Raw genomic sequence first — 24,015 nt, forward strand, 5'->3', positions numbered from 1 at the left:
GCTTTCGCGCTTACTCGGGTCCCATGCAAGGCTGGGTTGAGCGTAGTAAGAGGCGCCGGCTTGGCGTTCCGATACCGTGCAGGTATCGATCCGCGCGAGGCCGGCGCCCGCTTCGTTACACCCGACCTTTACTGGATCTTCTTGGCCTTTTCGAAGGCTTCGTCAATCGTGCCGACCATGTAGAACGCTTGTTCCGGCAGGTGGTCGCACTCGCCTTCAACGATCATCTTGAAACCACGGATCGTTTCCTTCAGCGGTACGTACTTGCCCGGCGAGCCCGTGAACACTTCAGCGACGTGGAACGGCTGAGACAGGAAACGCTGGATCTTACGAGCGCGCGCCACGGCGAGCTTGTCTTCCGGCGCCAGTTCGTCCATGCCCAGAATCGCGATAATGTCGCGCAGTTCCTTGTAGCGCTGCAGCGTTTGCTGCACGCCGCGCGTGATTGCGTAGTGCTCTTCGCCGATCACGTTCGGGTCGATCTGACGCGAGGTCGAATCGAGCGGGTCCACTGCCGGGTAGATACCCAGCGAAGCGATGTCACGCGACAACACGACGGTTGCGTCCAGGTGGCCGAAAGTCGTAGCCGGCGACGGGTCGGTCAAGTCATCCGCAGGGACGTACACGGCCTGCACCGACGTGATCGAGCCGGTCTTGGTCGACGTAATACGCTCTTGCAGCTTACCCATTTCTTCAGCCAGCGTCGGCTGATAGCCCACTGCCGACGGCATACGGCCGAGCAGTGCCGACACTTCCGTGCCTGCCAGCGTGAAACGGTAGATGTTGTCGACGAAGAACAGCACGTCGAGGCCTTCGTCACGGAAGTGCTCAGCCATCGTCAGGCCGGTCAGCGCAACGCGCAGACGGTTGCCCGGCGGCTCGTTCATCTGGCCGTACACCAGCGCGACCTTGTCGAGAACGTTCGAGTCCTTCATTTCGTGATAGAAGTCGTTCCCTTCGCGGGTACGCTCGCCAACACCGGCGAACACGGAGTAACCACCGTGTTCCTTGGCGATGTTGTTGATCAGTTCCATCATGTTCACGGTCTTGCCCACACCGGCGCCACCGAACAGGCCAACCTTACCGCCCTTGGCGAACGGGCAGATCAGGTCGATAACCTTGATGCCGGTTTCTAGCAGTTCCGTCGACGGCGACAGTTCGTCGAACGCAGGAGCCTTCTGGTGAATACCGCGAACCACGTCCGAGTTGATCGGGCCGGCTTCGTCGATCGGGCGACCCAGCACGTCCATGATCCGGCCGAGGGTCGGCTTGCCAACCGGCACGCTGATCGGCTTGCCCGTGTTCTTCACGACCGTGCCACGGCGCAGACCGTCCGATGCACCCAGACAGATGGTACGGACAACGCCGTCGCCCAGCTGCTGCTGGACTTCGAGGGTCAGTTCCGAACCTTCGAGAATGAGCGCGTCGTAAATCTTCGGCATGTGGTCACGCGGGAATTCCACGTCGATCACCGCGCCGATGCACTGTACGATCTTGCCTTCTACCAAAGCAGTAGTACTCATCGCTTTTCCTTTAGATACTCAATTCTTCACTCGCGCAAAGGCGCAGTTTCGGTGGGGTGCGCCACAAAGGCGCACACGAAGCGGCGTGCCTGACCGTCAAGATCAGACTGCTGCTGCGCCACCGACGATTTCCGACAGTTCTTTCGTGATCGCGGCCTGACGGCTCTTGTTGTACACGAGCTGCAGTTCGTTGATGACCGTCTTCGCGTTGTCCGAAGCGGCCTTCATTGCGACCATTCGTGCCGACTGCTCCGATGCCATGTTTTCCGCGACGGCCTGATAGACCAGCGCTTCGACATAACGCACCAGCAGTTCGTCCACCACGGCCTGTGCATCCGGCTCGTAGATGTAGTCCCACTGCGTGCTCGGCGTCGTGCCGTCTTCGTCCTTGCGCTCGAACTGATCTGCCGACAGCGGCAGCAGTTGCTCGATCACCGGCTCCTGCTTCATCGTGTTGACGAAGCGCGTGTACGCGAGGTACACCGCCGAAACCTTGCCTTCCGAGTACAGGTCGAGCTGCACCTTCACCGCGCCGATCAGCTTTTCCAGATGCGGCGTGTCACCCAGATGGACGACATTCGACACCACCTTGGCGCGCAGACGGTTCAGGAAACCCAGACCCTTGGTGCCGATTGCAGTTGCTTCGATCGTCTTGCCCTGGCCTTCCAGTTCCTTGAACTTCTGCAGCGACGCACGCAGCACGTTGGTGTTCATACCACCGCACAAACCTTTATCGGTCGTCACGAGGATGATGCCGGCCGCCTTCGCGCCTTCGTTCGACACCATGAACGGGTGACGATACTCCGGGTTCGCACGGCTCATGTGCGCAGCGATATCGCGGACCTTGTCGGCATACGGGCGAGCAGCGCGCATGCGCTCCTGAGCGCGGCGCATCTTCGATGCGGCCACCATCTCCATCGCTTTCGTGATCTTGCGCGTGTTTTGCACGCTCTTGATCTTGCCGCGAATTTCCTTCATTCCAGCCATTGCTTGCTCCTTGTCGGCCCGAGTTGGCGCTTCAGCGCTTACTCGGGTCCCATGCAAAGCGATCGAAGCAGCGCGGGTTCAGTTGCCTGCGGCCCGCGCCGCTTCAAGGTCCGTTTAGGCCTTGAGGATCACTCGCAGATCAATAAGCGCCGGACTTCTTGAAGTCTTTGAGAGCCGTATGCAGCAGGGCTTCGTCGTCCTTCGAGAGTTCCTTGGTATCTTCGATGCGCTTGACCAGGTCAGCGTGCTTCGACTTCAGGTAATCGCGCAGGCCCTTTTCGAACGGCAGCACTTGCGCAACTTCCAGATCGTCGAGGTAGCCGTTGTTCGCGGCGAACAGCGCAACCGCCAGTTCCCACACTTGCAGCGGCTGATATTGCGGCTGCTTCAGCAGTTCCGTCACGCGGCGGCCGCGCTCCAGTTGCTTGCGGGTGGCTTCGTCGAGGTCCGAGGCGAACTGCGCGAACGCAGCGAGTTCACGGTACTGAGCCAGGTCGGTACGGATACCGCCCGACAGCTTCTTCACAACCTTGGTTTGAGCCGCACCACCCACGCGCGACACCGACACGCCGGCGTTAATTGCCGGGCGGATACCTGCGTTGAAGAGGTCGGTTTCCAGGAAGATCTGGCCGTCGGTAATCGAAATCACGTTCGTCGGAACGAATGCGGTCACGTCGCCTGCTTGCGTTTCAATGACCGGCAGTGCCGTCAGCGAACCGCTCTTACCCTTCACTTCGCCGTTCGTGAACTTCTCGACGTACTCTTCCGAGACGCGAGCAGCACGCTCCAGCAGACGCGAGTGCAGATAGAACACGTCGCCCGGGTAAGCTTCGCGGCCCGGCGGGCGGCGCAGCAGCAGCGAGATCTGACGGTATGCCCAAGCTTGCTTGGTCAAGTCGTCATAAACGATCAGGGCGTCTTGGCCGCGGTCGCGGAAGTATTCGCCCATCGTGCAGCCAGCGTACGGTGCGAGGTATTGCATCGCAGCCGATTCCGAAGCCGAAGCGGCCACGACGATCGTGTATTCCAGCGCGCCGGTTTCTTCCAGCTTGCGCACCACGTTCATGATCGACGAAGCCTTCTGGCCGATCGCGACGTAGATACAGAAGAGGTTCTTGCCCTTCTGGTTGATGATCGTGTCGACTGCGACTGCGGTCTTGCCGCACTGGCGGTCGCCGATGATCAGCTCGCGCTGGCCACGGCCAACCGGCACCATCGCGTCAATCGATTTCAGACCGGTTTGGACCGGTTCCGAAACCGACTTACGCCAGATCACGCCCGGAGCAATCTTTTCGATTGCGTCGGTTTTCTTTGCGTTGATCGGGCCCTTGCCGTCGATCGGGTTACCGAGTGCATCGACCACGCGGCCGAGCAGTTCCGGACCCACCGGCACTTCGAGAATGCGGCCCGTCGTTTTGACGATGTCGCCTTCCGAAATGTGCTCGTATTCACCCAGAATCACGGCGCCGACCGAGTCGCGCTCGAGGTTCAGTGCGAGACCGAAGGTGTTGCCCGGAAATTCGAGCATTTCGCCCTGCATCACTTCCGACAGGCCGTGGATACGCACGATACCGTCGGTCACGGAGATCACGGTGCCCTGGTTGCGAACGTCTGCGCTCGCTTCAAGGCCCTGGATCCGGCTCTTGATCAGCTCGCTGATCTCAGAGGGATTGAGTTGCATTATTCGCTCCTGATAGTCAATTCTGTTGCGTGCCAGCCGCTGAAGCGCCTCGGGCGCTTCAGGCCGTCAGAGCCGTCTGCATGCTGGCAAGCCGCGCGCGGACCGAGGTATCGAGCACTTCGTCGCCAACCGTCACGCGCACGCCGCCGATGAGCGACGAGTCGACTTCGACCGTCGGCTTCAGCTTGCGCTTGAATTTGCGTTCGAGACCTGCGACGAGTTCGTTCAACTGCGCGCCTTCGAGCGGGAATGCGCTGACGATCAGCACATCTGCCGCCCCTTCGCGGGCGTTCTTCAACTCTTCGAACTGCGTGGCGATTTCCGGCAGCAATTGCAGGCGATGGTTATCGACCAGCATTTGCACCAGATTCTTCGCTTGCGCATTGTCCTTGAGCGGCGACTTGACCGCGGACAGCAGCAGATCGCTGACCTGTGCGCGGCTCACTTTCGGACTCGAGGCGATCGACAGCACTTCGGGCAGACGCGCAACCTGTGCCAACTCCTGCACGAGCGTGGACCAGGCGGCGATGTCACCAGCTTCGGCCACGCCAAACAGCGCTTCTGCGTACGGACGGGCGATGGTTGCAAGTTCGGCCATGATCAGAGCTCGGCTTTCAGTTGATTCAGCAGGTCAGCGTGAGCTGCCTGGTCGACTTCGCGCTTCAGGATCTGTTCAGCGCCCTTCACGGCGAGTGCGGCAACTTCGCCGCGCAGCGCTTCGCGAGCCTTCACGACTTGCTGGTCCGCGTCGGCCTTCGCTTGCGCGATGATGCGAGCGGCTTCAGCTTGTGCTTGAGCCTTGATTTCGTCAGCGACTGTCACTGCGCGCTTTTCGGCGTCAGCAATACGTTGCTGACCGTCGTTGCGTGCCTGAGCGAGTTCCTGGTCGACGCGCTTGTGGGCGGCTTCGAGTTCCGCCTTGCCCTTTTCAGCAGCCGACAAACCGTCAGCGATCTTCTTCGAGCGCTCGTCGAGGGCGTTGATCAACGGCGGCCACACGAACTTCATCGTGAACCACGCGAGGATCAGGAACACGACCATTTGCGCAAACAGGGTTGCGTTGAGATTCACGGTGTTTCCTTAAACGTTGCTAGTTCGGAAAGTGAAACGGCAAGGCGCTCATCGATTCTGTATTCGATCAGCGCCCAAGTGCCCGTTCCGCCCTGCGCCTTTACCAGTTATAGCTCAGGCGCAAACTTCCGAGGAACCTCAGCCTGCCAGCTTCGACAGCAGCGGGTTCGCGAACGCGAACAGCATTGCCACACCAACGCCAATCAGGAACGCCGCATCGATCAGACCAGCCAGCAGGAACATCTTGGTTTGCAGCGGGTTCATCAGTTCCGGCTGACGAGCACATGCTTCGATGTACTTGCCGCCCATCAGGCCGATACCGATACAGGCGCCGATTGCACCCAGGCCGATGATGATGCCGATACCGATGGCGGTCAGACCCTGGATGTTGGCGATGAAAGCTTGCATGATCACTCCTTTGTGAAAAGTCTTTTAGAACTGGTTGGAACTGGGATTTAATAAAACAAAACTAAAAACAATTCGTCGTTCGACACGCCGTGATTAGTGGGTGTCGTGTGCCTGTCCGATGTACACGAGCGTCAGCATCATGAAAATGAACGCTTGCAGCAGAACGATCAGGATGTGGAAGATCGCCCAGACCGTGCCTGCGATGACGTGGCCGATAAAGCCGAGCACTGACGCGTCCGCGCCGAAACCCCACATGCTGCCGAGGAGAGCAATCAGCAGGAACAACAGCTCGCCCGCGTACATGTTGCCGAACAGCCGCATGCCGAGCGAAACCGTCTTTGCGACGAACTCGATGATGTTCAATGCAAGGTTCGGGATCCACAGCAGCGGATGCGCGCCGAACGGAGCCGACAGCAGTTCATGCACGAAGCCGCCTGCGCCCTTGATCTTGAAGTTGTAGTAAATCATCAGCGCGAACACGCCGAGCGCGATGCCGAGCGTGCCGTTCAGGTCGGCGGTCGGCACGATGCGGTGATGGGGGATGACTTCCGAGAGGCCCAGCCAGCCGATCACGCGGCCCGGCAGGTCGACGGGGATGAAGTCGAGCGAGTTCATCAACGCGACCCAGACGAACACGGTCAGTGCCAGCGGTGCGATGAAGGTGCGCGAGCCGTGGATCATCGACTTCGATTGATCTTCGACCATCTCGACCAGCATTTCGATCGCGCACTGGAAACGGCCCGGCACGCCGGACGTCGCCTTGCGGGCTGCGAGATGCAGGATGGCGATCGTGGCCAGACCGCAAACGATCGACCAGAAAAGGGTGTCCAGATTCCACACGTGAATGTCGAAAATCGACGTCTGGTGCGCGGTGGAAAAGTTCTGCAAGTGGTGCGCGATGTACTCGGACGGATCCAGAGCGCGCGTGCCTTCGCTAGCTGCCATATCGTTAATGCCACCCAAATTGTCGAAAATCGTCTTAGGCCGGTCCCGCCGCAATTCTGTATTGCGGGAACATGCCGGGTGCGGATCGTGTCATATCCGCACTCCTTACGCCAGCGCTGCGCGCCAGCCTGAATTTTGTGCTGCTACTCTCTGCTACTACCTTAACGCCACGCGAGGGCGATCCAGTAAGTCTTGAGCGCGATGAGGTAGGTCACGAGCAGCGGCACCCAGCGTACGTCGTGATACCAGAAGGCGATGGCTACAAACATCGCGATCGTTGTCCCCATCTTGAGCGCTTCGCCGATCATCCAGCTCATCACTGTTTCGGCGCCGCTCAGCGTTCTAAGACGTGCCGCGAACAACGCGCCCGGCACCCAGCAGATCGCCCCCCCCAGGAACGCGGACAGCGCAGCAGCGCCCGGCGGCTTGTAGAACAGCCACCAAACCAGCGTAGCACCCAGGGACAAAACCATTTGCGCCGCCACGACCTTAAAAGGCGTGACGCGCGATGGACGACTCACACTGGGGCCAAACAACTTTTCAGCCTCGGCCCGGGTGAGCGGAACGATATTGTTATCTTGTTGCTCGACATCCCACGCATCGTCAGTTGTAGCGTGCTGACCGGTGGACGCATCGGAAGCGGTGCGTTCAGCGCGGAGGTCGTCACGCCCATTTTTCGGCGCTTGATTCGACGTTTTAACCGCCATCGCAGTGTTCCGAAAGTCTTGTTCCAGCCCGCGTGCTTACGCTGCGCTTACGGGGTTGCCGTGCAATTAAATCCGGGCGATTGTAAGCGATAGTTGCAGGCAATTCAAGACTTTAGGCCGCTCAATAACCAGTGTGAAAACGGCCTTCACGATGCGGGAACGTGATCTCGGGCGACGTGTACACGACAAATGTAAGGCGGTCGGGGGGCGGCAAAACATGCGTGATGAATCGAGGCGGTTGAAGTGCGCGGATGCGTCGTTTCGACGCTGCTGAAGACGTCTCAAATATGCAACAGACGACTGTTTTTGCCAGCTTTGGTGGACATAAAGGACGGCGCCGGGTAGGAGCACGACGGCAAGTGCAGGCCGTGGCCCTCTCCATTGCGACCAAACAAGATTGGGGGCCGCCCTTCGTGCCGGACGATCGACGCCGCGAGCGGTCAGGCCACCCCGCAAGCAGCAACGTCCGCACTACCAACTCAAATCTCTGCACGACCCGACCATCCCGGCATCAGCGGGAAAACGACAGCGCACGCCAATATGCCGGAATCCTAATTATTAACCGCAACATATACTCAGGAATCCAACTGAAATTCACTTAGGTTATCGATCAATCAGAGAGATCGTCAAACGAGCCACGCTTGCGGCAAATACGACCGCTGCGCCGCCCGCTACCGCCGAAAACACACCAAACTGCTTGCGAGCGCGAGCGAAACTCAACCCACCCGCAAGCATATTCAACTCCCCCGCGTTCAACCCGCCACGATCAGACGGTAGCATTACCACGCAGCCGCACAAGAATGCCTTCCAGTGCGTCCAGATCGCCGAAGTCCACCAGCACCTGGCCGCGGCCGCGCCGGCCGAGCTTGATCTTCACGGTTGCGGAGAGCAGATCGGACAACTCCTCTTCGAGCCGTCGCGTGTCGCGGCCGCCGTCCTGATTCGCCCGCGCCTTCACTGCGGGCGCAGCCTTGGTGGTCGCCGTCACCAGCTTTTCGGTCTCGCGCACCGACATGCGCTTGTTGACGACCTGGTTGGCCATCGTGATCTGCGTCGCGGCGTCGACGGCTAGCAGCGCGCGTGCATGCCCCATATCGAGATCACCGGCCAGCAACATCGTCTGCACCGGCGCTGCCAGGTTGAGCAAACGCAGCAGATTCGATACAGCGCTGCGCGAGCGGCCCACCGATTCAGCCGCCTGCTCGTGCGTGAAATTGAACTCGTCGAGCAAGCGCTGAATGCCCTGCGCTTCTTCCAGCGGATTCAGATCTTCGCGCTGGATGTTCTCGATCAACGCCATCGCCGCGGCGGCCTGGTCCGGGACGTCCTTCACCAGCACCGGCACCTCGTCGAGGCCAGCAAGACGTGCGGCGCGGAAACGCCGCTCGCCGGCGATAATCTCGTACTTGTCCGCCGAGACCGGCCGCACGAGGATCGGTTGCATCAGCCCTTGGGCACGGATGCTGGCCGCCAATTCCTGCAACGCGCCTTCGTCCATACGCGTGCGAGGCTGGTACTTGCCGGCCTGCAGCTTGCTGAGCGGCAGCACGTGCGGCGCACCCTCGATCGCCACAGCCTCGGTAATATCCGCACTGCCACCAAGCAATGCTTCCAGGCCACGGCCCAATCCCTTTTTTCTTGCTACTGCGTTCATTGTGCTTCCTCGATCCGCTTAGGACGCCTGGGGCGCGTCATTCAATGCGCGCACCCGCTCAATCATCTCTGCACCGAACTGCACATACGCCTGCGCGCCACGCGACGCCTTATCGAACACAACACCGGGCAACCCATAGCTAGGCGCCTCGGCAAGACGCACGTTGCGCGGGATCACCACATCGAACACCTTGTCGCCAAAGTGCTCTTTCAGTTGATCCGAGACTTGCTGTTGCAATGTGATGCGCGGATCGAACATCACACGCAGCAGGCCGATCACCTTCAGATCGCGATTCAGGTTCGCGTGCACCTGCTTGATCGTGTTGACCAGGTCGGATAGACCCTCGAGCGCGAAGTACTCGCACTGCATCGGGATCACCACGCCATGCGCGGCGCACAAACCGTTCAGCGTCAGCAGTGACAAAGCCGGCGGGCAGTCGATCAGCACGAAGTCGTATTCACGTTCAACCGCCGCCAAGGCGATCTTCATTTGGCGCTCGCGGTTCTGCACGCTGACCAGTTCGACCTCGGCACCTGCCAATTCGCGGTTCGCGGGCAGCACGTCATAGCCGACGGCTTCTGGGCGTACTCGGGCATCCGCCACCGAGACGCCGTCCACGAGCACTTCGTAGACGGTGTTCGTGCATGCGCCCTTGTCTACACCGCTGCCCATCGTGGCGTTGCCCTGCGGGTCCAGATCGATGAGAAGGACTCGCTGTCCCTGCGCTGCCAAGCTCGCGGCCAGATTGACTGCCGTCGTCGTCTTGCCGACACCGCCCTTCTGGTTTGCAACGCAGAAAATTTTTGCCATCGTTGGTGTGTCCCTTTTGCTGCCTGAAGCTGCTTGAATAAAGTAGAAAGCGCCTGTGGTACGCGGTGCGTGCCTTGGATCTGCCGGTAGCCGTCAGTGGTCGGCGTCCACCCGAACCTTGATCAGATGCCGTTCTGCGTCGAGCGACGGCACGTTCAGCCGAATGATCTGCTCCACGTGGGCACCTGCTGGCAAACGTTCGATCTCGCCATCCGGGCGCACGCCCTTCATCGCCCAGATCGCGCCCTGCTCCGCAACCAGATGACGGGCCAGTGTAACGAAATCCGCGAGCTCTGCGAATGCGCGCGACACGATTACGTCGAACTTTGCCGGTACTTCGGCGCCCGGCTGCAAAGTCTCGACGCGGCCTGTGACGACCGAGAGATTCGCAAGGCCGAGTTCAGCCTTAGCCTGCGCCTGAAAAGCTGTCTTTTTATGAACGATATCGTTCACGGTGACGGTCCAGCCGGGCAGTACGATAGCCAGCACGATACCGGGCAGACCACCACCGGAACCCACGTCCAGCACAGAGGAAACGCCGCGCGTAGCGAGATGCGGCACGATCGAAAGCGAATCCAGGATGTGCTGGATAAGCATCTGCCGCGGATCACGAATCGCCGTCAGGTTGTACACGGCGTTCCACTTGGACAGCAGCGCAACATAGTCGAGCAGTTTGCCGAGTTGCGCGTCGCTCAGATCGAGGCCGAGTTCGCGAACGCCGCTTGCCAACAGCGGCGCCAAAGCCTCGTTACCGCTTCCCTTCTGACTCACCGTCATTGCGTCACCGGCGTGCTGTCGGCGCCGGGTTCGGCAGGTTTCGTCGAGCGCCGCCCCAAGCCACGCTTCAGGTGCACCATCAGCAAGGAGATCGCTGCCGGCGTAATGCCGGAGATACGCGACGCCTGGCCGATGGTCTCGGGGCGGAATTGCGTCAGCTTCTGACGCGCTTCGAACGACAGCCCCCTCACCTCGGCGTAGTCCAACCCCTCCGGCAAACGCGTACTTTCGTGCGATTCATTTCGCTCGATCTCATCGGCTTGGCGATCGATGTAACCTTGATACTTGATGCCGATCTCGATCTGCTCCTTGATCTGAGCGAGCAGAACATCGTCTTCGGCCAGCGTTTCAGGGGCAGCGCATGCGCCCGCGCGCAAACCGCAGACGCCGTCGTACGTCACGCCCGGACGGCGCAGCAGATCCGCCAAACTATATTCGTGGTCGATCGGTTTGCCGAGCAATGCGGTCGCTTCTTCAGCCGGTAACGTCTTAGGATTGACCCAAGTCGTGCGCAGGCGCTCTGTTTCACGTGAAACAGCATCGCGCTTGCGGCTGAATGCGTCCCAACGGACGTCGTCGACCACACCGAGTTCGCGGCCGATCTCCGTCAGACGCATATCGGCGTTGTCTTCGCGTAGGCTCAGACGGTATTCGGCACGGCTCGTGAACATCCGATACGGCTCGGACACCCCACGCGTCACCAGATCGTCGACTAGAACACCCAAGTACGCCTGATCGCGGCGCGGGCACCATGCATCCTTGCCCTGCACCTGCAGGCCGGCATTGATCCCCGCCAGCAAACCTTGCGCAGCCGCTTCTTCGTAGCCGGTCGTGCCATTGATCTGGCCCGCGAAGAACAGCCCGTGGATCACCTTGGTTTCCAGCGATGCCTTCAGCCCGCGCGGATCGAAGTAGTCGTATTCGATCGCGTAGCCCGGCCGCAGAATATGCGCGTGCTCCAAACCACGCATAGAACGCACGAGTTCCAGTTGCACGTCGAACGGCAGACTGGTGGAAATCCCATTGGGATAAAACTCGTTCGTCGTCAGTCCTTCCGGCTCGAGGAAGATCTGATGCGATTCCTTAGATGCGAAGCGGTGAATCTTGTCCTCGATCGACGGGCAATACCGCGGCCCCACCCCTTCGATCACGCCGGTATACATCGGCGAACGGTCGAGACCACCACGGATAATGTCGTGCGTGCGCTCATTCGTATGCGTGACCCAGCACGGCACCTGTCGCGGATGCTGTTCGACACGCCCCAGAAACGAGAAAACCGGCACCGGATCCAGATCGCCCGGCTGCTCCTCAAGCTTCGAAAAGTCGATCGTCCGGCCGTCGATGCGCGGCGGCGTCCCGGTTTTGAGGCGCCCTTGCGGCAGCTTTAATTCCTTGAGACGGGCAGACAGCGACACCGCCGCCGGATCGCCGGCACGGCCACCGGTGTAGTTATTCAAACCCACGTGAATCTTGCCGTCGAGGAACGTCCCAGCCGTCAGCACGACTGCGCGCGAGCGGAAACGAATTCCCACCTGCGTCACGGCCCCGACCACCCGGTCGCCTTCCACCATCAGATCGTCGACCGCTTGCTGGAACAGCCACAGGTTCGGCTGATTCTCCAGCCGATGCCGGATCGCCTGCTTGTACAGCAGACGGTCCGCCTGCGCGCGCGTCGCACGGACAGCAGGCCCCTTCGACGAATTGAGGATCCGGAACTGGATCCCGCCCTCGTCCGTCGCGGCCGCCATCGCACCGCCGAGCGCATCGACTTCCTTCACCAGATGGCCCTTGCCAATCCCGCCGATGGACGGGTTGCAGCTCATCTGACCGAGGGTTTCGATGTTATGCGTCAGCAGGAGGGTGGTATTGCCCATGCGTGCCGAAGCCAAAGCGGCTTCGGTGCCGGCATGACCGCCGCCGACGACGATTACGTCAAATTCTGTGGGAAAAAGCATCGCGGATCTCACGCCAGATCGTCGCGTGAGCCTTTCAAAGGAAAATGTATGGGCGAATTATAACGGGTTCGGTTTAGGCCCGAATTTCGGCCGAATGGCCAGGCAACAAAAAAGCGGTGTGTTTCACGTGAAACACACCGCTTTGAACCACAGCGAACCGACCAAAAAATGAAAAACTAAGCCACTTTCTTGGCCAACCCAAGATAGGTTTCAATCACGCGCGGATTCTGCGCCAGATCAACAGCCGGCCCTTCCAGCGCCAGTTCACCTGTTTCAATCACGTAACCGTAGTCGGATATCTGCAGCGCAGCACGTGCGTTCTGCTCGATCAACAGCGTTGCGACGCCGGTCTGCCGCAGCGCGCTAATGATGTGGAAAATTTCCTTCACGATCAACGGCGCGAGACCCAGGCTTGGTTCATCGAGCATCAGCAGATCGGGTTTGCCCATCAACGCCCGGCCAACTGCAAGCATCTGCCGTTCCCCACCCGATAGCGTCCCGGCCGCCTGCTTCCGGCGCTCTTTCAAGCGAGGAAAAAGCGTAAAGACCGGCTCGATTTGATCGAGAAAGTTGCGCTCCCCTGCCCGCTTGCGCCGATACGCGCCGAGGACCAGATTGTCTTCAACGGTCATCGACGCGAACAGCTCGCGCTTTTCCGGCACCAGACACATGCCCCGCGCAACTCGCTTTTCGACCGGCACCGCGCTGACGTCTTCACCTTGATAGAGGACCAAGCCTCTCGCATGGCCCGTGGTCGGCAATGCGCCCATGATCGCGTTCAGCAACGTGGACTTGCCCGCGCCGTTCGGACCAATCACTGAGACGATCTGCCCGGGCCGCACTTTGATTGCCGCGCCGTGCAGCGCTTCGACCTTGCCATAGCGGACTGACAAACCGTTCACGTCAAGAATCGATGCAGCCGAGTTCATCGTGTTCTCCATCACTCCACCCCGCCCAGATAAGCCTCAAGCACGGCCGGATCTTGCTGGACATCCTGCGGCAGGCCTTCCGCGATCCGCGTGCCGAACTCCATCACCACCAGCCGATCGGTGAGATTCATCACGAAATCCATATCGTGTTCGACCAGCAGCACGCTCATGCCTTCAGTCTTGAGGCGGCGCAGCAGGTCCGCCAATTGCAGTTTTTCCTGATACCGCAGACCAGCGGCAGGTTCGTCCAACAGCAGCAAGGTCGGGTCACAGCACAGGGCGCGAGCAATTTCGAGAATCCGCTGCTGCCCCAACGCCAGGCTGCCGGCCTCGTCGTACATATGTTGCTCGAGTCCGACGCGGCGAATCTGGCGAGCCGCTTCGGCCATCAGGCGCGCTTCTTCCGCGCCGTTCAGCCGCGCAACACTGCGCCACACACCGGCCTGGCCACGCAGATGCGCGCCGATCGCCACGTTCTCCAGCACCGTCATCCCAGGCAGCAGCTTGACGTGCTGGAAGGTGCGACCAATGCCGCGCTTGACGATTTCACGTGAACTCAGCGAATCGATACGCTCCCCACGGAAGGTAATTTCGCCACTCGTCGCTTGCAGCACGCCCGTGACCAGATTGAAGGTGGTCGACTTGCCGGCGCCATTCGGGCCGATCAAGCCGATGATCTGCCCCGCCTTCACCTCGAAGCTGACATCGTTCACCGCGACCAACCCGCCGAACTGCTTGCGTGCCTTATTCACCGTCAGCAGATCTTCACCGGTAGTCGGCTTGCTGCGTTGCGGCAACGGCTCCGCGTGGTCCGACAAATGCGCGCGCGGCCCCTTCGGGAAAAACCGCGCGACAAACGGCCAGACGCCTTGGCGAGCGTATTGCAGCAACAGCACCATCAGGATGCCGAACACGATCACTTCGAAGTTGCCGTTTTCGCCAAGCAGTTTTGGCAGCAACGTCTGCAGATAGTCCTGCAACACGGTCAGGATCGCCGCACCGAGCACAGCGCCCCAGACATGCGACACACCACCCACCACCGCCATGAACAGAAACTCGATGCCGTGGTTCAAACCGAACGGCGTCGGATTCACCGCGCGTTGCAGATGTGCGTACAGGAAGCCTGAGATCGACGCCAACACCGCGGCATAGACGAAGATCACCACACGCATCCACGCCGTGTTGACGCCCATCGCCTCGGCCATCAAGCCGCCGCCGCGCAATGCGCGGATCGCCCGCCCCGGCCGGCTATTAAGCAGATTTTGAACAGAAATCACCGCGCCGAGCACCACCACCCAGATCAGGTAATAGATATGGCGGCCGGACTCCAGGTTGATGCCAAAAACATTCAGCACCGGAATTCCGTTGATGCCGTCGTACTTACCGAGCATCTCCATGTTGCCGAACAGATAGAACAGCGCGAGCCCCCACGCGATCGTGCCGAGCGGCAGAAAGTGGCCCGACAGCCGCATCGTCACAAGTCCCAGCATCAGCGCAATCAACGCTGTCACCACCACGCCTGCGATTAGCGCGAGCCACGGCGACACGCCGTACGTCGTCGTCAGATACGCGGTCGCATAGGCGCCGATGCCAACGAACGCCGCCTGCCCGAAGCTGGTCATCCCACCGATACCCGTCAGCAGCACGAGACCGATCGCGACGATCGAATACAGGCCGATGTAGTTGAGCAGCGTCACCCAGTACTCGGGCACGTGAATTGGCCGCGGCAACACCGGCAACGCGAACAGCACCACGAGGAACAGCCAGAAGAACTTGTTTTGCATGATCCGTTTCATCGTGTCACTCCTCTTCCTCTTCCGAGTGCGGGCTGGCCAGACTCCGCCACAGCAGCACCGGGATGATCAGCGTGAACACGATCACTTCCTTATAAGCGCTCGCCCAGAACGACGAATACGACTCCAGCAAACCGACGAGAATCGAACCCGCGGCGGCCAGCGGATAGCTGACCAGCCCGCCGATAATCGCCCCCACAAAGCCCTTCAAACCGATCAGGAAGCCCGAGTCGTAGTAGATCGTGGTCAAGGGTGCGACAAGGATGCCGCACAGCGCACCGAGGCCCGCAGCGAGCGTGAACGCGAGGCGCCCTGCCTGCGTCGTGCCGATGCCGACGAGCCGCGCGCCGAGCCGGTTCACCGAGGTCGCGCGCAAGGCCTTGCCGGAGATGGAGCGATCGAAGTACAGATACAGCCCGCCGATCAGCACCACCGCCGTGCCGACGACCCACACACTCTGTCCGGAGATCGACAGGCTGCCGATATTGAAAGTCGCATCGGAGAACGCGGTGGTGCGCGAGCCTTCCGCGCCGAACATCACGAGGCCGAGACCGACCATCGCAAAGTGCACCGCCACCGCCACGATCAGCAGCAGCAGCGTAGTCGCCTCAGCGATCGGCTCATACGCGAGCCGGTAGACAAACGGCCCCATCGGAATCACGATCAGCAATGTCAGCGCGATCTGCGCGAACATCGGCAGCGGCTGTAGGAAAACGCCCCGCGTGAGCGCGTAGACCGCGATCGGAAACAGCAGGTATTTACCGACCAGCATCACCAGCGTGCGAGCCGCATGCCGGCGTCTTTCCGGATGCCGCACCAGCCCCGCTATCTCGACGACGAAGCATGCCGCGCCCATCGCCATCAGCAGCCAGCACGTCGCCGGAAATTTCTGTGTCTGCAGCGCGGCGAGCGTCAGTGCGCCGTACGAAACAAACTCCCCCTGCGGGATAAAGATCACCCGCGTCACGGAGAACACCAGCACCAGCGCAAGCGCGAGCAGCGCGTAAATCGCTCCGGTGGTGATGCCGTCCTGCGCGAGGATCGCCGCAATTGATAGATCCATACTTCCTCGTCCTGAAGCGTCGAAATCGAAATCGGGAAACAGTCATGGCGGCAAAACGCACGGCCGGCCACCGACCTGCAATGCCTGAAAAGGCGACCGCCGCGCCGGAATGCGGCGCGGCGGTCGTTGCCATTGTTATCGAACAGAATGGCAATGCGGCGTCAGTCATGCGCCGCAGGTCGCGCGAGAGGCGCGTACCGCTTTTGTTATTAGTCGTTCAGCAGCTTCCACTTGCCGTCGACGATCTGCACGATCACGCGTGCTCGCTTGTCGAGGCCGTTATGGTCGGTCGGCGTGGTGTTCATGATGCCGTGTGCAAGCGGCAGCTCCTTGACGTTCTCCAGTGCCGCACGCAGCGCCACGCGGAACGCTTCCGTGCCCGGTTGCGCGGTCTTCAGCGCTTCAGGAATCGCCCGTTGCAGCATCTGACCGGCGTCCCATGCGTGACCGCCGAAGGTCGCCACCGAGCCCGCACCGTACGCCTTCTCATAGGCGTTCTTGTACGCCTCCGATGACTTCTTCACCGGATTCGAGTCAGGCAACTGGTCGGCCACCAGGATCGGACCGGCCGGCAGCAATTCGCCTTCGCAATCCTTGCCGCACACGCGCAGGAAGTCGTTGTTCGCGACGCCGTGCGTCTGATAGACCTTGCCCTTATAGCCGCGCTCCTTGAGTGTCTTGGCCGGCAACGCCGCCGGCGTGCCCGAACCTGCGATCAGCACGGCATCCGGATTCGCCCCCATTGTCTTCAAGATCTGGCCCGTCACCGACGCATCGGTGCGGTTGTAGCGCTCGCTCGATACGATATTCAGGTGATGCGCGGCGGCCGCTGCGCCGAACACCTTATTCCAGTTGTCGCCATAGGCGTCGGCAAAGCCGATGAAGCCGACCGTCTTAACACCGTGCTTTTCCATGTAGTCGGCGATCGCGTCGGCCATCAGATCGTCGTTCTGCGGCGTCTTGAAGGCCCATGCGCGCTTCGCGTCCATCGGCGCAATGATCGCGGCCGATGCCGCCAGCGAAATCATCGGCGTCTTGCCTTCCGCTACGGGATCGAGCATCGCCAGCGAATTCGGCGTGACGGTCGAACCGATAATCGCATCGACGTGGTCTTCGTCGATCAGCTTGCGCGTGTTCTGCACGGCCTTGCCGGTGTCCGATGCATCGTCGAGGATGATGTATTGCACCGTCTTGCCGCCGATCTCTTTCGGCAATAGCGCGATTGTGTTCTTTTCAGGAATCCCGAGCGATGCGGCCGGCCCGGTGGTAGACAACGTGACGCCGATTTTCACCTGCGCGAAGGCAGCACCCGCGCCGCACATCAACGCCATCGCGATACCAGTGCGTACCCATTGCTTTGTCTTTTTCATGCAAGTCTCCAAACGCTTTGAAGCGCGTATCTGTAATCCGGCTCACGGGCCGGGTGTCTGAATCTAGTTATAGGGTTCACGCGTGCCAAGCATGGTTTTCCCTGCTCAACCTCAATGCCTTCGCCGTTCTGGTGCCACTCCCCCGCTGCGAACCGCTGCTGCGATTTCTTATGCACGAAACACTAACATGTTAGTAGTATTGCGTTCTGTATCATCCACGGTCAATAGACTGCCGCCCGGATACGGGCTTGTCCTGAAACCGGCCGCTTCAGCCGTGTTTCGACCGCGCGTTCATCACCGATCCCTCGCTTGTCCAACACACCTCATGCACCGCCATTCATCAAACGCGGGCAATAAAAAAGACGCGTCAACTGCACGCGTCTTTTATATGGGGTTCCGTATCGCTTCGCCTTCGCTCAGTCGCCGGACAGCTTCCACTTGCCGCCGACGATCTCCACCATCACACGCGCCTGCTGGTCGAGACCAGCGTGGTCGTTCGCGCTCATGTTGAAAATGCCGTGGGAAGCGGGCATGTCTTTATCACCGGATTCGAACCGGGCGGTTGGCCGGCAACCAGCAGCGGCCCGCCACTTCTTTAGGCAACACCGCAATCGTGTTCTTTTCCGGAATACCCAGCGATGCGGCCGGCCCCGTTGCCGACACCGTCACGCCGCTTTTCACGTCCGCGAAGGCATGGCCGCTCCATGCTGCGGATAATCCGGTGGCGACCAATGCCGCGCTCATCCAACGCAATGCCGACTTCATCCCGCTCCTCGATCTACCCGTTATTCATTTCAATTTAAATACGCAGATTTAAATGCCCGACCCAGCGGTTGGTGAATAGCGAGTTTAGCGGACGAAAGCTCCGCGCCGCAAGCATTTTGCAGGGTAGCGGCAGGCGAAATCGGACGGAATTCGGTGAATAAAAAAGGGGGCACCGAATTAGTGGAAGATTTGAATGGCGCTTGATGGAAAGTACAAATAAAAAGCGCTGTTGGATATCAATCCAACAGCGCTTTCGTCTGGGCACTGAGTGCCTCATTGTCTCCTCGTTCTCCACCTGCAAAATTCGTGGTGCAACAGAACTGCATGAAGATTAAACGAGCACTTAGACTGCTACAACTAGCAATTACCCTAGTGGTGCACTGCGGCACGAATTTGGGGCGCGTTTTGTGTGGCTTTGACCGCGAGCTCTGCCGCTACGCGCAACGCAAGATTCCGCCTGGCTGATTCAAAAATCGCCGAATTATATCGGATGCCGAAGCAATTTAAGATTCTGTGCCGGTTCAGGCCCGCAACGGCCGCACTCGCGCAATGATCTCACCGACAATCCCGCGCCGGAACGCCAGCACGCAGGCAATGAAAATCACGCCCGTCACGATGGTCACGGATTCGCCCAGCGACCGGAACCAATCAACCCCGGTTGTCGTTGCCAGCGCCGTGCCGATATCGCCGAGCCGGTCTTCGAGCGCGACGATCAGCGCCGCGCCGAGCAGCGGGCCGAACAGCGTGCCCATGCCGCCGACGAGCGTCATCAGAATCACCAGGCCCGACATGGTCCAGTAGGCGTCGCTCAGTGTCTCGAAGCCCTGCACCAGCACCTTGAGCGACCCCGCCAGACCGGCGAGCCCTGCGGACAGAATGAAAGCCAGCAGCTTGAAGCGATCGGTGTCGTAACCGAGCGACACGGCGCGCGGCTCGTTCTCCTTGATCGCCACCAGCACCTGCCCGAACGGCGAGTGCACGATCCGCACGATCAGCAGGAATGCCAGCACCATCACGGCCAGCACGACAAAGTACAGCGTCACATCCGACGACAGATCCAGCAAGCCGAACAGCTTGCCGCGCGGCACGCCTTGCAGGCCGTCCTCACCGTGCGTGAACGGCGCTTGCAGAAATACGAAGTAGACCATCTGCGCGAGCGCCAGCGTCACCATCGCAAAGTAGATGCCCTGCCGACGGATCGCAAACAGGCCGACCACGAGGCCAAGCACCGTCGCCGTGGCGGTGCCGGCCAGCACGCCCAGTTCCGGCGAGAAGCCGAGGGTTTGCATCGCATAGCCGGTGACGTAACCGGCCGAGGCGAGAAACATGGCATGACCGAATGAGAGCAAGCCCGTGTAGCCGATCAGCAAATTGAAGGCCGCGGCGAACAACGCGAAGCACAGCACCTTCATGACGAATAGCGGATAGATGCCGAGCACGGGCACCGCGAGAAGCGCGATCAGCAGCAGACCGTAGAGTACTTTTCTCTGCATCATTTTTCCTTGCCGAAGAGACCCGCCGGGCGCACCAGCAATACAAGCGCCATGATCACGAAGACGACGGTCGCCGACGCTTCCGGGTAAAACACACGCGTCAGCCCTTCGATCACGCCAAGCAGCAGGCCGGTAAGAATCGAGCCCATGATCGAACCCATCCCGCCGATCACGACCACTGCGAACACGGTGATGATCATCGGCTGGCCCATCAACGGCGAGACCTGAATCACAGGCGCGGCAAGCACGCCGGCGAACGCTGCCAGCGCGACGCCGAAGCCATAGGTGAGCGTGATCATCAATGGCACGTTGACGCCGAACGCCTCGACCAGTTTCGGGTTCTCGGTGCCCGCGCGCAGATAGGCGCCAAGGCGCGTCTTCTCGATCACGAACCACGTCGCGAAGCAGACCACGAGCGACGCCACCACCACCCACGCCCGATAGTTCGGCAGGAACATGAAGCCGAGATCGGTCGCGCCGGACAGTGCCGACGGCACATCGTACGGCTGGCCGGAAGAACCGTAAATCGAACGGAATACGCCTTCGACTACCAGCGTGAGTCCAAAGGTGAGCAGCAGCCCATACAGGTGATCGAGCTTGTAGAGCCAGCGCAGCATCGAGCGTTCGATCACGATGCCAAACACGCCGACGATCAGCGGCGCGAGCACCAGCATCACCCAGTACGGCAGACCGAAATACGACAGACCCATCCACGCGAGCATCGCCCCGAGCATGAACAATGCGCCGTGCGCAAAATTGATCACGTTGAGCAAGCCGAAGATCACAGCAAGACCCAGGCTCAGAATCGCGTAGAACGAGCCGTTCACGAGCCCCAGCAGCAACTGGCTCAGCATCGCCGGTAGCGGAACGCCAAAGATTTCCATTGAAGCCTTAATCCCTTAAGCCATCGTCAGGGTGAGATCGATTACGTACGATCCGGCCGGCGTGCGATCGGCGAGCCATCCGCCCGATCGCGCGCGGCATATGAAACGGTTTTCCGTCAGCCTGTGTACCAACACGGCACTATGTGTTGCCCGCCAGGCACAGCAGACAGACGGTCATCTGGTTATCAACCAGCGCTTATTTCCACAGCGCGCAGCGCGTTTCAGCCTTGGTCGTGAACGCCTGCTCGCCGGGAATCGTCGCAGTGATCTTGTAGTAGTCCCACGGCTCTTTGGATTCGGCCGGCGTCTTCACCTGCATCAGGTACATGTCGTGGATCATGCTGCCGTCCTGACGGATGTAGCCCTTCGCGTAGAAGTCGTCGATCTTGGTCTTCTTCAGTTGCGCCATCACCTTGTCGGAGTCGGTCGAGCCGACCGCCTGCACGGCCTTCAGGTAAGTCATGGTCGCCGAGTAGTCGGCGGCCTGCAGGCTCGACGGCATCTTCTTCATCTTGTCGAAGTAGCGCTCCGCCCACTTGCGCGTGGCGGCGTCCTTGTTCCAGTACCAGCTGTCCGTCAGCACCAGGCCTTGAGTCGTTTCCAGACCCAGACTGTGGACATCGTCGATAAACATCAGCAGCGCGGCCAGTTTCATCGTCTTCGTGATGCCGAATTCCTTGGCGGCCTTGATCGAGTTGATCGTGTCGCCGCCCGCGTTGGCGAGGCCGAGGATCTGCGCCTTCGACGCCTGCGCCTGCAACAGGAACGACGAGAAATCCGATGCCGACAGCGGATGACGCACGGTGCCCAGCACCTGGCCGCCGTTCGCCTTCACCACGTCCGACGTATTTTTTTCGAGCGCCTTGCCGAACGCGTAGTCAGCGGTCAGGAAGTACCACGTCTTGCCGCCCTGCTTTGTCACCGCTGAACCGGTGCCCTTGGCGAGCGCCGTCGTGTCGTACGCGTAGTGAATCGTGTACGGCGTGCACTGCTCGTTGGTCAGGGTGTCGGCGCCCGCGCCGATGCTGATGTAGACCTTGTGCTTTTCACCGGCCACGGTGTTCATCGAGAGGCCGGTTGCCGAATTCGTGCCGCCGATCAGCAGATCGACGCCATCACGGTCGAACCACTCGCGCGCGCGCGAAGCCGCAATGTCCGCCTTATTCTGGTGATCGGCATAGACCACCGTGATCGGCTTGCCGTTGACCTTGCCGCCGAAGTCCGCCACCGCCATACGGATCGCCTCAAGGCCGCCCTGGCCGTCGATATCCGCGTAAAGACCTGACATATCGGTGATGAAGCCGATCTTCACCGCATCGTCAGCCGCTTGCGCGCTGCCCATTGTCAACGCGGCGCCGGCGGCAACCGCGAAACACAGTGTGGCAAGCCGCGCGAGTGGGTTCTTTTTCATTCCTGTCTCCTGGTTTCTTCACTTGTGGTTATCAGAGGCAATCGGACGCTTTTTATACGCCCAGTAGGTCATGCAGCACGGGCATCTTGCTTTCGAGCTCACTGGCCCCGAAGTGCTCGACGATCGCACCGTGTTCCATCACGTAGAAGCGATCGGCAAGTGGCGCGGCAAAGCGGAAATTCTGTTCGACCATCACGACCGTGTAGCCGCGCGCCTTGAGCGTCATGATCATGCGGGCGAGCGCTTGCACGATGACTGGCGCCAGGCCTTCCGAGATTTCGTCGAGCAGCAGCAAACTCGCGCCGGTGCGCAGAATACGCGCGACGGCCAGCATCTGCTGCTCGCCCCCCGAGAGCCGCGTACCCTGGCTCATGCGGCGTTCCTGCAGATTCGGAAACATCGAATAGATTTCTTCGAGCGACATCATGTGCGCCTTGTCGCCGACGGGCGGCGGCAACAGCAGGTTTTCCTCACATGAGAGGCTCGAAAAAATCCCGCGCTCCTCCGGGCAATAACCAATGCCGCAGTGAGCGATGCGATGCGTGGGCAGGTTGACGGTTTCGCGTCCGCCGATGCGGATCGAACCGGTGCGCCGGCCGGTCAGCCCCATGATCGCGCGCAGTGTGGTGGTGCGCCCCGCGCCGTTACGGCCCAGCAGCGTGACGACTTCGCCGCGGTTCACCGTCAAATCGACGCCATGCAGGATATGGGACTCCCCGTACCATGCCTGCAAACCCGCGATCTCCAGCGCAGGGGCACCGCCAGCCATGCCGCTCACCTCAAGGCTTTCGCGCTCGGCAATCGTATTCATGCGCGGGCTCCGGCAAGCGCCGCATCGACGCTCTCCCTATAGGCTTGAATTACGAGCGGGTTCTTCGACATTTCGGCAATCGTATTCATGCGTGGGCTCCGGCGAGCGCCGCGTCGGCGCTGCCCATATAGGCTTGCATCACGAGCGGATTCTTCGACACTTCGGCGTAGCTTCCTTCGGCGAGCACTTCGCCCCGTTGCAGGACGGTGATGGTGTCGGAGATGCCGGCGATCACGTTCATGTTGTGCTCGACCATCAGGATCGTGCGCCCGCTCGATACTTTCTTGATCAAGGCGGTGACGCGATCGACGTCTTCATGGCCCATGCCTTGCGTCGGTTCGTCGAGCAGCATCAACTCGGGCTCCATTGCGAGCGTGGTGGCAATTTCCAGTGCGCGTTTGCGGCCGTATGAAAGCTCGACGGTCAATACATCGGCGAAATCAGTCAAACCCACCTGCGTGAGCAGGTCCATTGCCCGATCGTCAAGTTGACGCAGCGTGCGTTCGCTCTTCCAGAAATGAAATGCCGTGCCGAGCACGCGCTGCAAACCGACGCGCACGTTCTGCAATGCTGTCAGATGCGGAAATACAGCAGAGATCTGAAACGAGCGGATGATGCCGCGCCGGGCGATTTGCGCCGGGCGTTCATTGGTGATGTCGATTCCGTTGAAGACGATCTGGCCTGCGGACGGTTCGAGGAATTTGGTGAGCAGATTGAAGCAGGTGGTCTTGCCTGCCCCATTAGGGCCGATCAGCGCATGGATCGAACCACGGCGCACGCGCAGGTTCACCCCGTTCACGGCGATGAAGCCTTTGAACTCGCGGGTGAGGCCGCGCGTTTCGAGAATCGTATCGCCGAGAATCATGTTCCCTTCCATACGGAGTAAGGCGAAGCACTACGATCTTCCGCGCGAAAGGCTGCGCGACGTTTGATGACGGCGACACGCCCGTGCCGCTCATTGGCGTGCTGCACCAATCC

21 protein-coding genes and 1 pseudogene are annotated in these 24,015 nt (G+C 60.4%); all 22 read right to left on the reverse strand.

Annotated features, from left to right (window positions below; translation table 11 throughout):
• Positions 1 to 128 precede the first annotated feature (128 nt).
• On the reverse strand, positions 129 to 1,523 hold the full coding sequence (atpD, locus tag AYM40_RS20055; protein ID WP_063497707.1) for a F0F1 ATP synthase subunit beta: 1,395 nt from the start codon (positions 1,521 to 1,523) through the stop codon (positions 129 to 131).
• A 102-nt stretch (positions 1,524 to 1,625) separates the two neighbouring features.
• Positions 1,626 to 2,510: a F0F1 ATP synthase subunit gamma gene (gene atpG, locus AYM40_RS20060; RefSeq protein WP_054038570.1), complete on the reverse strand. Its 885-nt coding sequence runs from the start codon at positions 2,508 to 2,510 to the stop codon at positions 1,626 to 1,628.
• A 139-nt stretch (positions 2,511 to 2,649) separates the two neighbouring features.
• Complete coding sequence (gene atpA / locus AYM40_RS20065; RefSeq protein WP_063497708.1) at positions 2,650 to 4,191, reverse strand: F0F1 ATP synthase subunit alpha; 1,542 nt, start codon at positions 4,189 to 4,191, stop codon at positions 2,650 to 2,652.
• Between the two features lie 58 nt (positions 4,192 to 4,249).
• Positions 4,250 to 4,789, reverse strand: a complete 540-nt coding sequence (locus tag AYM40_RS20070) for a F0F1 ATP synthase subunit delta (protein WP_054038574.1) — start codon at positions 4,787 to 4,789, stop codon at positions 4,250 to 4,252.
• Positions 4,790 to 4,791: 2 nt separating this feature from the next.
• Complete coding sequence (locus tag AYM40_RS20075; RefSeq protein ID WP_063497709.1) at positions 4,792 to 5,262, reverse strand: F0F1 ATP synthase subunit B; 471 nt, start codon at positions 5,260 to 5,262, stop codon at positions 4,792 to 4,794.
• Positions 5,263 to 5,400: 138 nt separating this feature from the next.
• Positions 5,401 to 5,670: a F0F1 ATP synthase subunit C gene (gene atpE / locus AYM40_RS20080; protein ID WP_007180033.1), complete on the reverse strand. Its 270-nt coding sequence runs from the start codon at positions 5,668 to 5,670 to the stop codon at positions 5,401 to 5,403.
• Positions 5,671 to 5,763: 93 nt separating this feature from the next.
• The gene (gene atpB / locus AYM40_RS20085) at positions 5,764 to 6,615 is read right to left on the reverse strand and encodes a F0F1 ATP synthase subunit A (RefSeq protein ID WP_063497710.1); all 852 of its coding nucleotides are present in this window, start codon (positions 6,613 to 6,615) and stop codon (positions 5,764 to 5,766) included.
• 161 nt (positions 6,616 to 6,776) lie between these two features.
• Entirely contained in the window at positions 6,777 to 7,322 is a 546-nt protein-coding gene (locus tag AYM40_RS20090) for an ATP synthase subunit I (RefSeq protein WP_063497711.1), read from the reverse strand.
• A gap of 766 nt (positions 7,323 to 8,088) precedes the next feature.
• Positions 8,089 to 8,976, reverse strand: a complete 888-nt coding sequence (locus AYM40_RS20095) for a ParB/RepB/Spo0J family partition protein (protein ID WP_063497712.1) — start codon at positions 8,974 to 8,976, stop codon at positions 8,089 to 8,091.
• An 18-nt stretch (positions 8,977 to 8,994) separates the two neighbouring features.
• Positions 8,995 to 9,786, reverse strand: coding sequence for a ParA family protein (locus AYM40_RS20100; RefSeq protein ID WP_063497713.1), 792 nt, complete (start codon positions 9,784 to 9,786; stop codon positions 8,995 to 8,997).
• A gap of 93 nt (positions 9,787 to 9,879) precedes the next feature.
• Complete coding sequence (gene rsmG / locus AYM40_RS20105; RefSeq protein WP_063497714.1) at positions 9,880 to 10,563, reverse strand: 16S rRNA (guanine(527)-N(7))-methyltransferase RsmG; 684 nt, start codon at positions 10,561 to 10,563, stop codon at positions 9,880 to 9,882.
• Positions 10,560 to 12,518, reverse strand: a complete 1,959-nt coding sequence (mnmG, locus tag AYM40_RS20110) for a tRNA uridine-5-carboxymethylaminomethyl(34) synthesis enzyme MnmG (RefSeq protein ID WP_063497715.1) — start codon at positions 12,516 to 12,518, stop codon at positions 10,560 to 10,562. The genes rsmG and mnmG overlap by 4 nt, the downstream gene beginning before the upstream one ends.
• 176 nt (positions 12,519 to 12,694) lie before the next feature.
• A complete protein-coding gene (locus AYM40_RS20115; protein ID WP_181448392.1) occupies positions 12,695 to 13,447 on the reverse strand; it encodes an ABC transporter ATP-binding protein in 753 nt (250 codons plus the stop codon).
• Between the two features lie 11 nt (positions 13,448 to 13,458).
• On the reverse strand, positions 13,459 to 15,243 hold the full coding sequence (locus AYM40_RS20120; RefSeq protein WP_063497717.1) for an ATP-binding cassette domain-containing protein: 1,785 nt from the start codon (positions 15,241 to 15,243) through the stop codon (positions 13,459 to 13,461).
• Between the two features lie 4 nt (positions 15,244 to 15,247).
• Positions 15,248 to 16,303 (reverse strand): branched-chain amino acid ABC transporter permease, encoded by a 1,056-nt coding sequence (locus AYM40_RS20125; RefSeq protein WP_063497718.1) that lies wholly within the window; start codon positions 16,301 to 16,303, stop codon positions 15,248 to 15,250.
• A gap of 209 nt (positions 16,304 to 16,512) precedes the next feature.
• Complete coding sequence (locus AYM40_RS20130) at positions 16,513 to 17,673, reverse strand: ABC transporter substrate-binding protein (RefSeq protein ID WP_063497719.1); 1,161 nt, start codon at positions 17,671 to 17,673, stop codon at positions 16,513 to 16,515.
• 579 nt (positions 17,674 to 18,252) lie between these two features.
• Positions 18,253 to 18,438, reverse strand: a pseudogene (locus AYM40_RS42550) (branched-chain amino acid ABC transporter substrate-binding protein); the annotation flags it as partial.
• Positions 18,439 to 18,959: 521 nt separating this feature from the next.
• Positions 18,960 to 19,931, reverse strand: coding sequence for a branched-chain amino acid ABC transporter permease (locus AYM40_RS20140; RefSeq protein WP_063497721.1), 972 nt, complete (start codon positions 19,929 to 19,931; stop codon positions 18,960 to 18,962).
• Positions 19,931 to 20,815 carry a branched-chain amino acid ABC transporter permease gene (locus AYM40_RS20145; RefSeq protein ID WP_054038594.1) on the reverse strand — a complete coding sequence of 295 codons (885 nt, stop codon included), beginning with the start codon at positions 20,813 to 20,815 and terminating at the stop codon, positions 19,931 to 19,933. Before AYM40_RS20145 ends, AYM40_RS20140 begins: the two co-directional genes overlap by 1 nt.
• Positions 20,816 to 21,011: 196 nt before the next feature.
• A complete protein-coding gene (locus AYM40_RS20150; protein WP_063497722.1) occupies positions 21,012 to 22,226 on the reverse strand; it encodes an ABC transporter substrate-binding protein in 1,215 nt (404 codons plus the stop codon).
• A 52-nt stretch (positions 22,227 to 22,278) separates the two neighbouring features.
• Complete coding sequence (locus AYM40_RS20155) at positions 22,279 to 23,037, reverse strand: ABC transporter ATP-binding protein (RefSeq protein WP_063497723.1); 759 nt, start codon at positions 23,035 to 23,037, stop codon at positions 22,279 to 22,281.
• An 85-nt stretch (positions 23,038 to 23,122) separates the two neighbouring features.
• On the reverse strand, positions 23,123 to 23,902 hold the full coding sequence (locus AYM40_RS20160) for an ABC transporter ATP-binding protein (RefSeq protein WP_063497724.1): 780 nt from the start codon (positions 23,900 to 23,902) through the stop codon (positions 23,123 to 23,125).
• Positions 23,903 to 24,015: the final 113 nt, after the last annotated feature.

Origin of the sequence: Paraburkholderia phytofirmans OLGA172 (assembly GCF_001634365.1) — a bacterium.
Lineage (GTDB): Bacteria > Pseudomonadota > Gammaproteobacteria > Burkholderiales > Burkholderiaceae > Paraburkholderia.

Excerpts from the sequence above, each read along its gene's own strand:
- AYM40_RS20095 (WP_063497712.1), bottom strand. The coding sequence starts at position 8,976 with ATGAACGCAGTAGCAAGAAAAAAGGGATTGGGCCGTGGCCTGGAAGCA.
- atpE (WP_007180033.1), bottom strand. The coding sequence starts at position 5,670 with ATGCAAGCTTTCATCGCCAACATCCAGGGTCTGACCGCCATCGGTATC.
- atpG (WP_054038570.1), bottom strand. The coding sequence starts at position 2,510 with ATGGCTGGAATGAAGGAAATTCGCGGCAAGATCAAGAGCGTGCAAAAC.
- AYM40_RS20160 (WP_063497724.1), bottom strand. The coding sequence starts at position 23,902 with ATGATTCTCGGCGATACGATTCTCGAAACGCGCGGCCTCACCCGCGAG.
- AYM40_RS20140 (WP_063497721.1), bottom strand. The coding sequence starts at position 19,931 with ATGCAGAGAAAAGTACTCTACGGTCTGCTGCTGATCGCGCTTCTCGCG.
- AYM40_RS20150 (WP_063497722.1), bottom strand. The coding sequence starts at position 22,226 with ATGAAAAAGAACCCACTCGCGCGGCTTGCCACACTGTGTTTCGCGGTT.
- AYM40_RS20155 (WP_063497723.1), bottom strand. The coding sequence starts at position 23,037 with ATGAATACGATTGCCGAGCGCGAAAGCCTTGAGGTGAGCGGCATGGCT.
- AYM40_RS20070 (WP_054038574.1), bottom strand. The coding sequence starts at position 4,789 with ATGGCCGAACTTGCAACCATCGCCCGTCCGTACGCAGAAGCGCTGTTT.
- AYM40_RS20100 (WP_063497713.1), bottom strand. The coding sequence starts at position 9,786 with ATGGCAAAAATTTTCTGCGTTGCAAACCAGAAGGGCGGTGTCGGCAAG.
- AYM40_RS20115 (WP_181448392.1), bottom strand. The coding sequence starts at position 13,447 with ATGAACTCGGCTGCATCGATTCTTGACGTGAACGGTTTGTCAGTCCGC.
- AYM40_RS20125 (WP_063497718.1), bottom strand. The coding sequence starts at position 16,303 with ATGGATCTATCAATTGCGGCGATCCTCGCGCAGGACGGCATCACCACC.
- AYM40_RS20130 (WP_063497719.1), bottom strand. The coding sequence starts at position 17,673 with ATGAAAAAGACAAAGCAATGGGTACGCACTGGTATCGCGATGGCGTTG.
- AYM40_RS20120 (WP_063497717.1), bottom strand. The coding sequence starts at position 15,243 with ATGAAACGGATCATGCAAAACAAGTTCTTCTGGCTGTTCCTCGTGGTG.
- rsmG (WP_063497714.1), bottom strand. The coding sequence starts at position 10,563 with ATGACGGTGAGTCAGAAGGGAAGCGGTAACGAGGCTTTGGCGCCGCTG.
- AYM40_RS20090 (WP_063497711.1), bottom strand. The coding sequence starts at position 7,322 with ATGGCGGTTAAAACGTCGAATCAAGCGCCGAAAAATGGGCGTGACGAC.
- AYM40_RS20145 (WP_054038594.1), bottom strand. The coding sequence starts at position 20,815 with ATGGAAATCTTTGGCGTTCCGCTACCGGCGATGCTGAGCCAGTTGCTG.
- mnmG (WP_063497715.1), bottom strand. The coding sequence starts at position 12,518 with ATGCTTTTTCCCACAGAATTTGACGTAATCGTCGTCGGCGGCGGTCAT.
- atpD (WP_063497707.1), bottom strand. The coding sequence starts at position 1,523 with ATGAGTACTACTGCTTTGGTAGAAGGCAAGATCGTACAGTGCATCGGC.
- atpB (WP_063497710.1), bottom strand. The coding sequence starts at position 6,615 with ATGGCAGCTAGCGAAGGCACGCGCGCTCTGGATCCGTCCGAGTACATC.
- atpA (WP_063497708.1), bottom strand. The coding sequence starts at position 4,191 with ATGCAACTCAATCCCTCTGAGATCAGCGAGCTGATCAAGAGCCGGATC.